Origin of the sequence: Reichenbachiella versicolor, assembly GCF_003171675.1 — a bacterium.
GTDB lineage: Bacteria > Bacteroidota > Bacteroidia > Cytophagales > Cyclobacteriaceae > Reichenbachiella > Reichenbachiella versicolor.
In genome coordinates this window covers 975,973-992,056 of record NZ_QFZQ01000001.1, presented here as the reverse complement: position 1 = coordinate 992,056, position 16,084 = coordinate 975,973, and the positions used below count along the sequence as shown (strand labels likewise).

Genomic DNA, 16,084 nt, shown 5'->3' with positions numbered 1-16,084 from the left:
CTAAATGTGAAGCAATTCTACAAAAAAGACTTCAGATATGCCATTTGTCATTCAGCAACAAGACTCTAATATTATGATAATGTTAAGCCAGCCAGCTATATTGCAACTCAATATATATAATAGGCATGAAAGGTACGATTTTATCATTATTGGTCTTTGCAATACTTGTAGCTTGTAATAATACCGAGGAAAACAATACTGCTACTACCGAAAACTTAGAGGAGTTTCAATTTCTCTCAGAGACTTTTGCTGATTTGAAGATCCTTAGATATCAGATTCCAGATTTCAAAAAACTAACTCTTGATCAAAAAAAATTAGTGTACTTTCTGTCAGAAGCTGGTAAAAGCGGTCGTGATATTACATATGATCAGAATTATCAACACAACATAAAAATCCGAAAAAAACTGGAAAGCATTGTCACTAATTACTCTGGAAATCGCGAAGATCCCCAGTGGAAATTATTTATGACTTATATGAAAAGGTTTTGGTTCTCAAACGGAATTCATCATCACTACTCCAACAATAAACTGATTCCAGAATTCAGCAGGGATTATTTAAATAAACTTTTAAGATTCTCTGGTCAACTTCCCTCTGAAGAAATAATCGAGATTGTCTTCAACCCTGATATTGACAATAAAAAAGTAAACTTAGACGAATCTAAAGGCCTCTTAACGGGCTCATCCATTAACTTCTATGCTCCTGATATCACTGAGAGCGAAGTACATGAGTTTTATTCTAATAGAATAAATAAAAGCACAGACAGACCTATTTCTTATGGCCTTAATTCTAAGTTGGTCAGAGATGAAAATGGTAATATAAAAGAAGAAGTCTGGAAATCTGGTGAAATGTATGGCAAAGCCATTGACAAAATTATTTTTTGGCTTGAGAAAGCTGTTACTGTCGCTGAAAATTCTAATCAAAAAAAAGGTTTAGAGCTGCTTATCAAATATTATCAAACTGGTGACCTTAAAACATGGGATGAATATAATATCATTTGGGCTAGAACCACAGAAGGAGATATAGACTACATTAACAGTTTCATTGAGGTTTATAATGACCCATTAGGTTATCGAGGAGCATATGAGTCAATAGTTCAAATAAAGGACTTCGAGGCATCTAAGAGAATGGAAATTTTATCAAAAAATGCTCAGTGGTTTGAAGACAACTCTCCTATCTCGGATGAACATAAAAAATCAAACGTAGTTGGAGTAAGTTATAAAGTTGTCAATGTTGCAAGCGAAACCGGAGACTCTTCACCGAGTACTCCTATAGGTGTAAACCTTCCCAATGCGAACTGGATAAGAAAAGAATATGGTTCTAAGTCTGTGAGCCTAGGAAATATCATTCACGCATATAACAAAGTAGGTACTAAAGGGTTCTTAGAAGAATTCTATCATAGAGATGAGGAAATTGCATGGACCAAAGAGTACGGAAGTTTGGGAGATAAAATGCATACAGCTCTGCATGAAGTAATAGGTCATGCTAGTGGTCAAATCAATGAAGGGGTCGGTACTCCTAAAGAGACTTTGAAAAACTATGCTTCAACCATAGAAGAAGGACGTGCAGACTTAGTTGCTTTATACTTTCTATTAGACCCAAAACTTATCGAACTCGGACTAATTCAAGACTTGGTTGTTGGCAAAGAGCAATACAGCAGTTATATCACTAACGGTTTAATAACACAATTAAGAAGAATAGAACTTGGTCAAAACATTGAAGAAGCTCATATGAGAAATAGAGCTTGGATATCAGCTTGGTGCTTCGAAAAAGGTAAAAAAAATAATGTTATAGAAAAGATAGTTAAAAATGGAAAGACTTATTTCGTAGTGAATGACTTCAATAAACTAAGGCATTTATTTGGAGAACTTCTTAAGGAAACTCAACGCATTAAATCTGAAGGAGATTTTGAATCAGCAAAAATGCTAGTTGAAAACTATGGTGTAAAAATTGACCCTATCCTTCATAAAGAGATATTAGAAAGAGCTGATAAACTAAATTCGGCACCTTACAGCGGTTTCATTAACCCTGAATTGATCCCTGTAAAAAGTGATAATGGTGAAATAATTGATATTAGAGTTGAATATCCTAATGATTTCACCAAACAAATGCTGTATTACGCAAAAAATTACTCTTTCCTATAAAATTTTCGTATAATAACTATGAACGTTTAAAATTATTAATTCATCTCACCTAAAAACCCTTTTGATCAATTATTACCACCGATTATGCCAGATAAAAAACAAGAAATCCTCGAAGCCGCTAAGCAGTTGTTCAACACACAAGGTTATTCAAAAACTAGTGTAGATGATATTTCAGCAGCAATTGGCATGAGGAAGTCTTCTCTTTATTACTACTTCAAAAACAAAGAGGACATTTTTGTTCAATCATCTGAAAATGAATGGAGACGGATATTTTCTGAATTTAGAGCTGAAGCCAACAAGTCGAAAGATCCTGAAACCAAACTAATAACCTACATTAGACAATCACTAGATTATTACGAACAACTAGTTATAGAGAATGAAATTCCAATTAAGGCTTTTATTGAAACTCGCAACATGTATCGATCCTTCATAGATGATATAAATCAAGGCAGCATTGATTTTTATGCTAATTGTATTCAAGAAGGTCAAACAATGGGCATTTTCAAAGCCTGTAACACAAAATATGTAGCCAATACTCTTTCTCTAATAAAATTTAGTATTCAGTTTGACCAGTTGAGCATATACATGGAAAAACCTCCAGAGTTAGAAGATTGGCATAGAATTAGAGATCTTGTAATAGATGCTACACAGTTGATTATAAGCGGAATAAAACTATAATTACACAATGGCTTTCAACCTGATTGACAAAAGCCATTATAGTTAACATCCAAAATCAACACAACTTAACTTTATCAACGCACTAGTAATTGGTTATTTAATAAAACTGGGGAAAGATTATTTTGATCAATATTCTTTCCCTTCATAAGAATGTATTAATTGCAGTACCTCTCTATAGCCTTTGTCGCACTTCCTACTCCTAGTGATTGTGCTTTTTGAAGATCTTCACATCCTGAAGACTTACTTCCTTTGGTTATCTTAATTGCGCCTCTATTTAAAAAAGCATTTCCCAAATTAGGATCCAAAGCTATAGCATCATTATACCCTTTCATTGCTTCATCAAATTCACCTAATTGATGATATGCTCTTCCTAACCAAAAATGTGCAGTGGCCAAATCATCTTTAAGTTTCACAGCTTCCTCTGCATAGAAACGAGCTTTTTCAAAGTCTTTAGCTTTATACTTCAACTCTGCTAGACTCAATCTGGCACTTGTATTTTTTTTATCTACTTCTATTACTTCTAGAAAGTCCTTTTCAGCCTTATCATTTTGATGCAATTCCTCATACGACCTTCCTCTGTTATACAATGATTGAATATGATTCGGATGCAACTTAAGGTACTCTGTATAAGCCACTATCGCTTCTTTATAATTCTTTTGTCCAAAAAATTTATCTCCTTTAGATATTTCACCCTTTTGGCATGAAATCAATATACTCATGAATAACACAAGTGGTAATATTACTTTTCTCATAGCTTTTAAATTGTACTAGTTAGTTATTTTATGGGGTAACTGAAATTTTCATTGATACTAACTGTGTTGGATCTTTGGGATCATTGGAAAATACGGAAATCGATTTAGTTTGACGTCCTCTCCTACCTTTAGAATCAAAAGTTACATGCAGCCAGGTGGATTCTCCTCCTTTTAAATCATATGTATCTAAAGTAGCTGTCATACATGTACAATTAGTGTCGATTTTTCGAATATTAAGTTTTTCTACCCCCCCGTTTCTTAATATATATTTGGCTGTCACTTTTGCTCCAGCTTTGATATTACCCAAATCTTGTAATCTATCTTCTATTAATAACTTGGGAGCCTTAGCTTCTTCCTTTTCTGATAATGGAGCAAAGTACTCTTCTATTCTTGCAATCACCGAAATCTTCTTAGGCACGTTACTATCACTGGTGTAAAAAGAGACTGAGTGATTATTCATACCTAGATTGTCGTTATGATCAGGATTGTACCAAACATTTAGTTTTGTTGACTTTTTAGGAAGTAAAACTGTCGTATCGAGATCAATTCGTATGAACTTTGGACCATCAAACTTATTCAAAAGGGTAATAGAAGAATCGCTATCGTTATAAATTTCAAATGATTTTGTAATAGGCTTTTCTGTTGTAATTTTAGAAAAGTTTAAATTTTTTGACTTTAGTCGAATTGCTCCCATTTTAACACTCAATCTCTCCTCTACTGTTTTCACCTTAGGTATAACATTACCTTTAATGTAGAGATATTGAGATGGCTTCTGTGCATTACTAGTAATTGTTAACCTTTTTCTAAACGAACCTGGTTTATTTCGAGCATTAAACTTAGCCTTAATAAAACCCTTCTCTCCTGGCAAAACAGGTTCATTTGACCAACCAGGAGTAGTACAACCACACGACGCCTTCACTCTTGTGATCACTATTGGTGCATCACCTATATTTTTAAAAACAAACTCATACTCGACCGCTCCAAGCTCTTCTTTAAAAGTTCCAAAGTTGTGTTCTAACTCCTCAAATTCAAATTGCCCCTTCCCTTGACCAAAAACCGTACTTGAAATAAGTATAAAAAGACTGATATATAATAGTTCGTTTGCTTTCATGATTAGTTCGAATGCCTTTATTTTCGCAACAAATCTATAAAACACCAGTCAACTATTTGGCTGAATTAAATATTTAGGAGACTAATTTCAGATGGCAAGAGTCCTAACAGGCATACAAAGTTCTGGACAACCTCACTTAGGTAATATTCTAGGTGCTATACTTCCAGCAATTCAACTTTCAAAAGAAGACAAACATGAATCTCTATTGTTCATTGCTGATCTTCATTCTTTAACAAGTATAAAAGACCCTGAATTAAGAAAACAAAATACCAAAGCTGTTGCTGCGGCTTGGCTTGCTTTCGGTTTAGACACTGACAAGACTATATTCTATAGACAATCTAAAATTCCAGAAGTCTGTGAACTTGCATGGTATCTCAATTGTCACACTCCTTTCCCAATGCTTGCTAATGCTCATTCCTTCAAAGACAAAGCTGACAAGCTATCTGATGTTAATGCAGGATTATTTACATACCCCGTATTAATGGCTGCTGACATACTGATGTATGATGCTCAGTTAGTCCCTGTTGGAAAAGATCAACAACAGCACATTGAGATGACTAGGGATATGGCAAGTTCTTTTAATCACACCTATGGTGAAACTTTTGTTCTTCCAGACGCTAAAATTGACGAACAACTAATGACCATACCTGGCACTGATGGTCAAAAAATGAGCAAATCATATAACAATACAATCGATATTTTTGCGGAAGGTAAACCCTTAAAAAAGAACATTATGTCTATCGTCACTGATAGTCTGCCTTTAGAAGCTCCTAAAAACCCTGATACTTGCAATGTCTTTCAAATTTTCAAGACAATAGCAACTGACTCAGAGACTGAAACCCTCAGACAAAAATATTTGGCTGGAAATTTTGGATATGGCCATGCCAAAACTGCTTTGTTAGAATTAGTCATTGAAAAATACAAGAACGAACGTGAATTATTCAAACACTATATGAATAGTGAATCTGAATTAAACGCTAAACTAGAAGCAGGCGAGTCAAAAGCTCGAGAAATAGGAATTAAAGTACTTAAAAGAGTAAAAGATAAAGTAGGATTTTAAGCAAACCATGGAACAGTACATTCAAGAATCAATAGACAGGTGGATGAATGGTAGCATCGACCAATCTGACAAAGAAATAATCCAAAAAATGATCGATAATGATCAAGTCACTGAACTAACTGACTCATTTTACAAAGAGCTTGAATTCGGTACTGGAGGACTAAGGGGTATTATGGGACTTGGCAGTAACCGAATGAACAAGTATACTATAGGTATGGCTACTCAGGGACTGGCAAACTATCTCAAAAAAGAATTTGCTGGACAGGACATATCTGTGGCCATAGCGCACGACAGTAGAAACAATAGTTCTTTCTTTGCTAGAATCACCGCTGAAATTTTCTCTGCAAATGATATCAAAGTATACTTGTTTGAATCTTTACGTCCTACCCCAGAACTTTCATTTGCCATCAGAGAACTTGGTTGTAAAAGTGGAGTTGTATTAACTGCCTCACATAACCCAAAGGAATACAATGGTTATAAAGCCTACTGGGAAGATGGTGCTCAAATGATTGCTCCTCACGACACAAATGTCATTGATGAAGTTAGAAAAATAACATCTTTTGACGACATTAAATTCTCCGCTAAATCAGAATTAATAGAAATGATTGGTGAAGATATCGATGAAAAATACTTGGATATGCTTACTGGGCTCAGTCTTTCTCCTGAGTCCATTAAAAATCAAGAAAATATGTCAATCGTATTTTCTCCTATTCATGGTACAGGTGTAACGTTAGTCCCTCCTGCCCTAGAAAGGTTCGGTTTTAAAAATATTACAGTAGTGGGAGAACAAGCTACTCCTGATGGTAATTTCCCTACCGTAGTGTATCCTAATCCTGAGGAGCAAGAAGCAATGAGTATTGCACTAAAGAAAGCTAAAGAAGTAAATGCTGATATTGTAATGGCTACTGATCCTGATGCTGATAGAGTTGGTATTGCCATTAAAAACAAAAGTGGCAATTTCGAACTTCTCAATGGTAACCAAACTGGTTCGCTTTTGATTTACTATTTATGTAAAAAATGGAAAGAAAACGGCAAACTAGATGGTAAGCAATTTGTAGTAAAAACCATAGTCACTACAGAGCTAATCAAAGATATCGCTAATCACTTTGATATTGAATGCCACGATACTCTAACAGGTTTTAAATTCATCGCAGGCTTAATCAAGGAATGGGAAGGCCAAAAAGAATTCATAGGTGGTGGTGAAGAAAGCTATGGATACTTAATTGGGGATGCTGTAAGAGACAAAGATGCCGTAGCGTCATGTGCGATGATCGCCGAGCTTGCTGCTTGGACGAAAGATAATGGACTGGAGCTTTACGAATTATTAGATAGTATTTATGATCAATTTGGAATGTACCTTGAATCTTTAACTTCAATAACCAAAAAAGGAAAATCTGGAGCCGATGAAATTCAAAGTATGATGAAGAATTTTAGAGATAATACTCCAAAATCACTTGGAGGATCTAAAGTGGTAAAAGCAATAGACTATCAATCTTCAACTTCAATCAGCCTTGATACTGGGAAAAACACAACAGTAAACTTCCCAAAATCCAATGTTCTTCAATTTATTACAGAAGACGATACAAAGATATCACTTAGGCCTTCAGGTACGGAACCTAAGATTAAATTCTATTTCAGTGTAAAGTCAACTATTGGAGACTCTAGAAGCAAGGACGAAATTAAAGTTGATCTACAAAACAAAATAAATAGAATAGAACAAGAGCTTAATATATAGAGACTCTTACAACTGACTATCAGTCAATTAAATAAAAAAAAAGGAGTTTCGATATGGAACTCCTTTTTTTTTATTTAATTGACCTTATTAAAGATAGAATACTACTTTTTTTATGACTAGCTTTAACGAAATTTTTCATAATAATAATATCTCCATTAATAACAGAAAAGAGAAGAAAGTATTATGAAAATATTTATATTTCAAACCAAATAATAGCGACCACCCGAATTCTAAATATTACTATATGATCCTTGCAAAGGCTATTGCACTTATTATCGTCGGATTCGTGATGCTTATTAAAGGAGCTGATTTCCTGGTTAATGGAGCATCATCACTAGCTAAAAGATATAATGTTTCAGATATTGCCATTGGACTCACGGTAGTGGCGATGGGTACTTCGGCCCCAGAGTTAGTGGTCAATATTATTTCTGGTTCAGGCGGACACAGCGATGTTGTTTTTGGAAACATTATAGGGTCTAACATCTTTAATATGTTTTTGATACTTGGGGTTTCAAGCGTTATCTATCCATTAACTGTTCAGAAGAACGCACTGTGGAAAGAAGTCCCTTATTCCTTGGTAGCTACTATTGTTCTATTTTTCTTAGTCAACGATAGTTTTATTTTTAATAATAGTGATAATCAGTTAACCCTTTGGGATGGTTTAATCTTATTAGGAATGTTTTGCGGTTTTTTGTTCTATGTTTTCAAAAACATGCAAAGAACGGGAGATTTGGGTGGCGACATGGACGAAATCGAAATGTATGGAAGTCTCCGTACCACAATAATGATACTAATTGGTATAGGTGGTCTCGCTTTTGGTGGGCAATTGATTGTAGACAATGCCATAGAAGTAGCTACTATATTTGAAGTAAGTGAAAAAGTTATTGGTCTTACTATTTTAGCAGCAGGCACTTCATTGCCTGAATTAGCTACAACAGCAGTTGCAGCTTTTCATAAAAAATCGGATTTAGCAGTAGGAAATATTGTCGGGTCCAACATTTTCAACATCCTACTCGTATTAGGTGCAACGGCAGTTGTTAATTCACCTATTCATTATGATCCAGATCTCAATATAGATTTAATAATAGTGATGATTGGAACCTTTATGCTGTTTATTTTCATGTTTACACTCCAAAAATATAAACTAGATAGGGCTGAAGGTGGATTATATCTGTTAGGGTTTGTTGCTTATTTAATTTTCCTTTTCTTCAATAGATTCTAACCTAATTAACACACATTAACATCTTTTAACTACTCTTTAACAGCACCGTATTTCTATTGATAATAGATTGCTCAAGTATTAAGGCAACTAATCCTTAATTAAGAACATTTTAATCTATAAATAGGCACCTGCTGTAACATTGAAGGAAGAGAATCTCATAAATCTGTGTAAGCAGAATGATCAGCAAGCACAGAGCATGGTGTATGATCAATACTATAATACCATGCTACATACTTGCTTAAGATATATTCCAGAAACTTTAGAAGCAGAAGATGCTCTAATAGAAGGGTTTACCAAAGTATTTCGTAAAATCCACCAATTTGAATACCGAGGCAAAGGTAGTTTTTCAGGCTGGATCAAACGAGTAATGGTAAATGAGTGTCTCATGATTCTCAGAAAAAAACAAGTTAATAAAGTAGATATTGATCACCTTATTAAACTTGATAGTTCTAATGGAGCCGATGATGACATTTTATATGAAGAATTGTTAAACCTAATATACAACCTACCCAAAGGGTACCGAACAGTATTCAATATGTATGTAATTGAAGGTTATAGCCATAAAGAAATTGGGGAGAAACTTGGGATCTCAGAAAACACTTCTAAGTCTCAACTAAGCAAAGCAAGATCTTCATTAATTAAATCTCTAGCACAGCATGAAAACAGATAAAAAAATAAACTGGGTTGACAAGGCTGCGCAGAAGGCGGTCAATAAAATAGAATCTGTATCAGTAACAAATATTGATAAGTCAAAAATTTGGAAGCAAATTTGTCTGAAGCTGGAAAATATTGATAAAAAAATCCTTTCTTGGTTCATGGTTACTGCAACTTCGGTAACCATGCTTATAGCAGCTGGATTAGAGTATATTTCATATAATAGGATTGAACATAAACTACTACATTATCCAAATAAAGAAACATCTCATTACTCAATCGCTAAGGAGGAAATCCAACCTCAACAAGAACAATTCAATCAAAAGATGCATTTAAACGCATCTATTCCGGTTAAAATGGACTATTCACCAATTAACCGATCTAAAAAATTGGAAATTAATGGCTTTGAAGAAAACATAGAAGTAAAAAACAAGAAGACTAAAGAAATTTTAAATAGAATTGAAATGGAGGGCAAGATAAGCGCTAGCCAAAATAATATTGTTACGCCATCCTTAGGATTAGGCTTTAAATTTCTTGATTTAAGTAATAATATACAGAATAAAAGTCTATTCATTACTTCTAATATTCAATGGCTCCCCATTAATCAAGAATCAACCATTTCTAAAATAACACCTCTAATTTTCGTAAACCTTAAACACAAAACAACTACAGAAATTAATGGAATGGGTTGGGAATATTCTGCAGGTTATTTAGTTACACCTAACAATTTAAGCCCTATTTCTGGGCAAACTTTGAGATTTTCAGCAATTAAAAGACTAAATAAAAATATAGGAATAGGTCCCGAGATATATTTAACCAAGAGCCTTAAACAACTAATACCAGCAATTACGCTTACAATAAGTTCCTAATAATCGAACTGAAAACGTAAGTACTTTATGTCCTCACCTTTCTCGTAGAACATTTTTTCAAACTTTGTTTTTACTCCATAGTGTTCGTCCATATATTCCGAATCATAAAGATTATGTGTGTAGACTAAATTTTTAATTCTCTGACTTTTAAGAACGTCTAGTGTATAATCGAATAGGAAAGTACTATCAGTTTTAAATTTGACCCATCCATCATCAACCAATAATTTCCGATACATATCTAAAAACTTAGGGCAAGTCAATCTTTTTTTCTCATCTCTTTCTTTTGGCCTAGGGTCAGGAAAAGTAATCCAAAGTTCATCTATTTCATTTTCGCCAAAATGTTTATCTAACAGCTCTATTTGAGTTCTAAGAAAAGCTACATTTTCTAACCTTTCTTCTACCGCTTGGGTACTGCCAACCCAAATTCTTGCACCTTTTATATCAACACCAATAAAATTTCTTTCGGGAAAATATCTGCTCAAACCAACGGTGTATTCTCCTTTACCACAGCCTAGCTCTACTACTACGTCATTAGTATTCTTGAAATGATCCGTTTTCCATTTGTTAACAAGATTTCCAAAACTCTCTTTACCTATCTCAATAACATTATTGCGTTCAGCATTTTCAGCAAAACGCTCCATTTTTCCTCTTCTCCCCATTATAGATCTTCTATTTCTGCAACCACGAAAGTACTTCCACCAATTATGATCATATCCTTAGCCCCTGCCGTACTCTTGGCTGAATTAATTGCTTCATGAACGGATTTGTAACTTTGCCCTGTCAATCCAAACTCTTTACCTATACTAGATAAATGGACGACATCAATGGCACGCGGAATATCCGCTGCACAAAAATAGTAAACTGCACTTTTGGGCATTAATGCTATTACATCATTAACCGATTTATCACTTGACATCCCCCATACAACATGAAGAGTCTCATAGTCGTATTTGTCAATTTGTTCCCGCATTGAAGTAATAGCCTGTTCATTATGTCCTATATCACAAAATATCAGTGGGGATTCTGACAGTTTCTGCCATCTTCCTTTAAATCCAGTATTCTTACAAGTATATAGAAGGCCTTTGCTTATATGATCATCAGATGTAACATAGTCCTTCGAATTTAGAACCTCAATACTCATTAGTACGGTATCAATATTCTTTTCATAGGCTGCTCCTTTTAAATCAGAAGAAAAATAATTTTTATCAAAGTTATGCCCCTGAAAATCAAACACTTTACATTCTTTTTCTCTAGCCACAGAAATGATTGAATCCCGCGCTGCCAACTCCATGTCACCTATAACTAAGGGAGTATTTTGCTTTATGATGCCAGCTTTTTCCTTAGCAATTTTTGCCAATGAATCACCTAAAATATCTTGATGATCTAAACCTATAGAAGTTATTATAGATAAGTCTGGATAAATAACATTAGTTGAATCTAATCTCCCTCCTAACCCCGTCTCAATGATGGCAATATCTATTTGCATATCCTTAAAATATGAATATGCCATAGCAACAGTAATCTCAAAGAATGAGGGTTCAATTTTGAGGATAGTATTTTTTACTTTCTCAACAAACGTAACGACATAATCTTCCTCTATTTCAACACCATTAATCTTGATTCTTTCCGTAAAAGACTTTAGATGGGGTGAAGTATAAATTCCTGTTTTATATCCTGACTCTTGTAGGATTGATGCCAACATGTGAGTCACACTTCCTTTTCCATTCGTCCCAGCTATATGAATAGATTTGAATCCGTGATGGGGGTTATTTAAAACAGAGAGCAATTCTATGGTTTTACTCAAGTCTTTATTGAAAGCAGATTTACCAACTTTTTGATACATCGGTAACTGCGTATAAAGGAAGTTTAAAACCTCCTGATAATTCATATTTAATTAGATTTAATAATAAAAGTAACCTTACCAGTAGTTTGAGATGCAATTGACCTATTATCTGATGTAGGACTAAAAGTAAGCTCCATCACCGCATCTCTATAAACCTTTTCCAATGCTGGCGAGACTGTTTTTTCTATAGTTCTAACATTTAATATCTCCCCCTCATCATCAATAGTAAATTGAAAAATAATTTTTCCATTTTCAGAAGATTTATCATTAGGATTTGGTTTAAAGTCCCACATCCATCCGCTGATATCGAGACTTGCACCTTTGTTTCCTCCTGTCTTAGAAGAATTACTTTTCTTATAGATAGCTCTATTATCAATTTTAGGTTTATCAACTTTCTTCTCTTCTGTCGCATCTGAATTTTGAGGATTTTCATTTTTTGGAAGGGGCTCATTGTTAGCCTCTAATTCTTTCACTGTTTCCGTTTCAGAATTTTCAACAACTTTATTATCTTCTACAATATCAGGGCTTTGGTTATCTTCAGTTATAACACTCTCTTCAATTACATCTGCCTCATCTAAGGCATTATCATCTATAGTTTCAACAGCATCAGACGTAGAAGTATTTGGCTCACTTTGACTTTGTTCTGAATCTTGTACCAACTCTTCAGCTTTATCAACAGTTTCCGAAACTGTATTACTTTCAGAAGCATTTTCTACAGGTAAAGCATTACCCATATTAAACTCTATCCCATATTCAGGAATAGGAGGATCAGGTTCTGTCCAAGCTAGAATAAATACACATAATAAGGCAAATATCAAGTGTATACCTATTGAGATATATAAACCAGTAGCCTTATTCTTATTTTGTTTCACCATCCGTTAATCTGGCTTAGTTGCCAGTGAAATCTTTGCTTTAAGTGATGTAGCAATACTAGCCACATTGACTAAATGTTCAACAGGTACAGACTTATCACAATGCAATACAACCACACCTTCCTTACCTTTCAATTCCTTTTTAAGAACCAATTCCAATCTACCAAGTCTTACTTCGCTCTCATTTACATAATATTTTAAGTCTGGAGTAATAGTTACACTCACCTTTTGCATAACTATACTAGAGCTTTTACTACTAGGTAAATTAACTGGTAGACCAGAAGGCGTAATGAAAGATGAAGTCAGCATGAAAAAAATCAGTAGTAAGAATATCACATCTGTCATTGAAGACATAGAAAAAGAAGCTTCAACCTTATGTTTTGACCCTAAATTCATTTGCTTTGAGGCTCTTGTAAAAGATCTAAAAAGTTAATCGTTGTATACTCCATACTATGTATCAATTTAGCTACCCTAGTTACTAAATAATTATAAGCAAGATAACTCAATATCCCTACCAACAAACCAGCGGCAGTAGTTATCATGGCCTCATATATGCCACTTGAAAGTAGTTTTGGGCTTACAGCACCTTCTTCTTGGGCTATAGACATAAAAGCTTGAATCATTCCCGTAACCGTACCTAAGAAACCGATCATCGGTGCTGCACCTGATATTGTAGCTAAATAACTTAGGTTTTTCTCTAGTTTATATACTTCAATTTTACCAACATTTTCTATTGAGGCTTCAATGCTCTGCAAAGGGTTACCAATTCTTGTCAACCCTTTTTCTAACATTCTTGCTATTGGTGTACTAGTGGCTATACATAAAGCTTGTGCATCATTAATTCTACCCTCTAGCACCTTGGACTTTATATCAGTTAATAAATTATCAGGAGTCTTCGCAGCATCTCTGATAGTCATTAGCCTTTCGATAAAAATATATGTGGCTGCCAATGAAAGTAATACAATAGGAGCAATCATATAACCTCCTTTCAAAACTAAATCCAATAAAGAAATCTGTTCAATAACCTCCTCATTAGGAATGTCTTCATTCAGTTGAAGTATGGTAAGTAATATTAATGTTAGTAAATTCATGATATTGGACTAAACAAAAAAAAGGCCAAACAATTGACCTTTTTGATTTTTTATATTTCTAATTAAAAACAACTTATAATAATCAATACTTTAAAGCCCAAATTTGATCACCATATTGACCTTTATAAGATTCCAGTTGACTTGCTGCGTCTCCGTAAGATGAGAAATCAGCGATAGAAACCCTGTACCTTTTAGATTTACCATATGGTTGAAGAACTTTAACACTATTTCCTTTCTTAATTATTGTCTTAGCATAATCCATTGCTAAATCTTCATCAATGAAACTACCGATTATAATATAAGATTGTGAAGTTCTTTCACTTACCTTAATAATAGTTCCTTCTTCATCCAAATCCGTATTTTGTACCACCGATGTTGACACCTGCTCCTCTGGAGAATCAACTATAACCTCTTTGTTAGGTACTTCAGTAGTTTCTTCTGGCTTATCAACTACTTCATCCACCTTTTCTTCGGCTTTCTTTTTAGGAACTACTTTCTTAACCTCTGTCTTAGCCAATTTTTTATCATCATCGTCAGAATTCTTGCTAAACCACAACATGGCAGAAGCAGCTACTGCGATCACAACAACTCCTATAATGATATATTTTGAAAACCCTCCTGATGATTCATTATATTCATATGATTTATAATTTGGAGGTAAAGATGAATCTGGTGCTGGTTCAAAATCCGTTTTTTCTTCAGTCTCCAGAGACAGGTCAGACCCAAAAATGGAGTCTTCATCATCTGAATCTAAGTTAGCTGTTAAATCTTCGTCTGATGCGAATAAAGAACCTCCTGTTTCTAATTCAGGTTCAGGTTCTCCTAGTGATAGCTCTGGAACAGATTCTTCTACAACTGGAGAATGTTCAACAGGATTTTCATCTTCATCCGCAAATCCTAAAGCTGCTAAATCATCTGGACTGTCAATATCTCCGAATAAGTCATCTAGTCCAGAATCTGTAATTGTATCCCCCTGAGTTCCTTCAGAAAGAATACTCTCATCTGACCCACCACTTTCTTCTGCGAAGTCGTTCATTAAAGCATCTAAATCGACTTCTGGCTCAGGAGCTGGTAAAGAATCCGATACAGATACGCCGCTATCTAAATCATCTCCCAATCTATCAGAAATGAGTTGAGCACTGTCTAAAACATCCTCAACCTCATCAATACCTTCTTCTAAAATTGTCCCTTTTGGTGGATCAAGGTCAATTTCTCTAGATAAATCTGGCACAGAACTTTCTAACATACCCATATCAAACTCTGTTGAAGGCTCTTCTGGCAAACTTGGAGTATTTATTGCGTCCTCTCCTTCTTCAGCTAATGAATCACCATCAAAACCTAAGTCCAGCTCCTGTAATTCATCAAATTCCAAATCTGGAAGACCAAAATCATCACCAAATTGATCATCGGATGATTTTTTTTCCTCTTCAGAACCATCGTTCAATATATCGTCGGTCATAATACGTTTGTTATTATTTTTAGGCAAACTTATTAATTAACTGCTTAAATCTAGGAAAATATTTTGATAATACAACTTTAACGCTGTACTAAGATATATACAATTGACACCTATACATACAGTTAATTATTTGTGATTCAAGGATAATTACTCTTAGAATTGTCCAAATAATTTTAGCTATTCAATACTAGTTTGATAGTATTTTTGTTCAAATTAAAAAAGACATGAAACTATTTACAAAACTTTTTATTCCATCGACCTTAGTTCTTTTCATTATCTGTTGTAATCAAAAGAAAATTAGCCAGATAGAATGGAACAAAACTGAACAAAATTGCTTCCAAACTGACCAATTGACTATCAATAGATTAACTGGCACAAATAGTGAATTGATTGGCGTTAATGTTGACCATCTCTACACTATTTTAGACGCCCCAACAGAGTCACTACTTCTAGATAGAGGAGAAAAGTTTTTTATTTACCATCTTGATTGCAAGAATGAAAAAAGTAATAAAAAATACCTTAGAGTTCGTATCAATGCTATCGGACTAGTTCGTGAAGCTATTCTCTTTGATAAAACTATTTAGAAATAAAACTTGA

Annotated in this window: 16 protein-coding genes; 8 read left to right on the top strand and 8 right to left on the bottom strand. The window is 34.2% G+C overall.

Translation table 11 applies throughout. The features are described from left to right. The first annotated feature begins 125 nt into the window (after positions 1–125). Positions 126–2,141 carry a dipeptidyl-peptidase 3 family protein gene (locus DKG80_RS03975; RefSeq protein ID WP_109829983.1) on the top strand — a complete coding sequence of 672 codons (2,016 nt, stop codon included), beginning with the start codon at positions 126–128 and terminating at the stop codon, positions 2,139–2,141. Positions 2,142–2,225: 84 nt separating this feature from the next. Continuing rightward, a complete protein-coding gene (locus tag DKG80_RS03970) occupies positions 2,226–2,819 on the top strand; it encodes a TetR/AcrR family transcriptional regulator (RefSeq protein ID WP_109829982.1) in 594 nt (197 codons plus the stop codon). 155 nt (positions 2,820–2,974) lie between these two features. On the opposite strand, the gene DKG80_RS03965 is transcribed toward DKG80_RS03970, so the two are convergent. Both DKG80_RS03965 and DKG80_RS03960 read right to left on the bottom strand, forming a co-directional pair. Continuing rightward, positions 2,975–3,571 carry a tetratricopeptide repeat protein gene (locus DKG80_RS03965; RefSeq protein ID WP_109829981.1) on the bottom strand — a complete coding sequence of 199 codons (597 nt, stop codon included), beginning with the start codon at positions 3,569–3,571 and terminating at the stop codon, positions 2,975–2,977. A gap of 28 nt (positions 3,572–3,599) precedes the next feature. After that, the gene (locus tag DKG80_RS03960) at positions 3,600–4,682 is read right to left on the bottom strand and encodes a DUF1573 domain-containing protein (RefSeq protein WP_109829980.1); all 1,083 of its coding nucleotides are present in this window, start codon (positions 4,680–4,682) and stop codon (positions 3,600–3,602) included. A gap of 91 nt (positions 4,683–4,773) precedes the next feature. Here DKG80_RS03960 and trpS point away from each other — a divergent pair, with 91 nt between their 5' ends. From trpS to DKG80_RS03935, 5 genes are all read left to right on the top strand, one after another. Further along, complete coding sequence (gene trpS / locus DKG80_RS03955; protein WP_109829979.1) at positions 4,774–5,742, top strand: tryptophan--tRNA ligase; 969 nt, start codon at positions 4,774–4,776, stop codon at positions 5,740–5,742. A gap of 7 nt (positions 5,743–5,749) precedes the next feature. Then, the gene (locus DKG80_RS03950) at positions 5,750–7,477 is read left to right on the top strand and encodes a phospho-sugar mutase (protein ID WP_109829978.1); all 1,728 of its coding nucleotides are present in this window, start codon (positions 5,750–5,752) and stop codon (positions 7,475–7,477) included. A 244-nt stretch (positions 7,478–7,721) separates the two neighbouring features. Beyond that, on the top strand, positions 7,722–8,699 hold the full coding sequence (locus DKG80_RS03945) for a calcium/sodium antiporter (protein WP_109829977.1): 978 nt from the start codon (positions 7,722–7,724) through the stop codon (positions 8,697–8,699). A gap of 139 nt (positions 8,700–8,838) precedes the next feature. Then, on the top strand, positions 8,839–9,369 hold the full coding sequence (locus DKG80_RS03940; RefSeq protein ID WP_245906952.1) for an RNA polymerase sigma factor: 531 nt from the start codon (positions 8,839–8,841) through the stop codon (positions 9,367–9,369). Next, on the top strand, positions 9,356–10,222 hold the full coding sequence (locus tag DKG80_RS03935) for a hypothetical protein (protein WP_109829976.1): 867 nt from the start codon (positions 9,356–9,358) through the stop codon (positions 10,220–10,222). Before DKG80_RS03940 ends, DKG80_RS03935 begins: the two co-directional genes overlap by 14 nt. Here DKG80_RS03935 and trmB read toward each other — a convergent pair. The 6 genes from trmB to DKG80_RS03905 form a co-directional block, all read right to left on the bottom strand. Next, the gene (gene trmB, locus DKG80_RS03930) at positions 10,219–10,881 is read right to left on the bottom strand and encodes a tRNA (guanosine(46)-N7)-methyltransferase TrmB (protein ID WP_109829975.1); all 663 of its coding nucleotides are present in this window, start codon (positions 10,879–10,881) and stop codon (positions 10,219–10,221) included. The two genes, DKG80_RS03935 and trmB, sit on opposite strands and share 4 nt — an antisense overlap. Then, on the bottom strand, positions 10,881–12,110 hold the full coding sequence (locus tag DKG80_RS03925; protein WP_109829974.1) for a bifunctional folylpolyglutamate synthase/dihydrofolate synthase: 1,230 nt from the start codon (positions 12,108–12,110) through the stop codon (positions 10,881–10,883). The genes trmB and DKG80_RS03925 overlap by 1 nt, the downstream gene beginning before the upstream one ends. Positions 12,111–12,112: 2 nt before the next feature. Then, positions 12,113–12,940 carry a hypothetical protein gene (locus tag DKG80_RS03920; RefSeq protein ID WP_109829973.1) on the bottom strand — a complete coding sequence of 276 codons (828 nt, stop codon included), beginning with the start codon at positions 12,938–12,940 and terminating at the stop codon, positions 12,113–12,115. Positions 12,941–12,943: 3 nt separating this feature from the next. Continuing rightward, a complete protein-coding gene (locus tag DKG80_RS03915; RefSeq protein WP_109829972.1) occupies positions 12,944–13,333 on the bottom strand; it encodes an ExbD/TolR family protein in 390 nt (129 codons plus the stop codon). Then, complete coding sequence (locus DKG80_RS03910; RefSeq protein WP_185140157.1) at positions 13,330–14,028, bottom strand: MotA/TolQ/ExbB proton channel family protein; 699 nt, start codon at positions 14,026–14,028, stop codon at positions 13,330–13,332. Before DKG80_RS03910 ends, DKG80_RS03915 begins: the two co-directional genes overlap by 4 nt. Before the next feature lie 82 nt (positions 14,029–14,110). Then, positions 14,111–15,487, bottom strand: a complete 1,377-nt coding sequence (locus DKG80_RS03905) for an SPOR domain-containing protein (protein WP_109829971.1) — start codon at positions 15,485–15,487, stop codon at positions 14,111–14,113. A 224-nt stretch (positions 15,488–15,711) separates the two neighbouring features. Between DKG80_RS03905 and DKG80_RS03900 the strand changes: the two genes are divergently transcribed. Then, positions 15,712–16,071 carry a hypothetical protein gene (locus DKG80_RS03900; protein WP_109829970.1) on the top strand — a complete coding sequence of 120 codons (360 nt, stop codon included), beginning with the start codon at positions 15,712–15,714 and terminating at the stop codon, positions 16,069–16,071. Positions 16,072–16,084 lie beyond the last annotated feature (13 nt).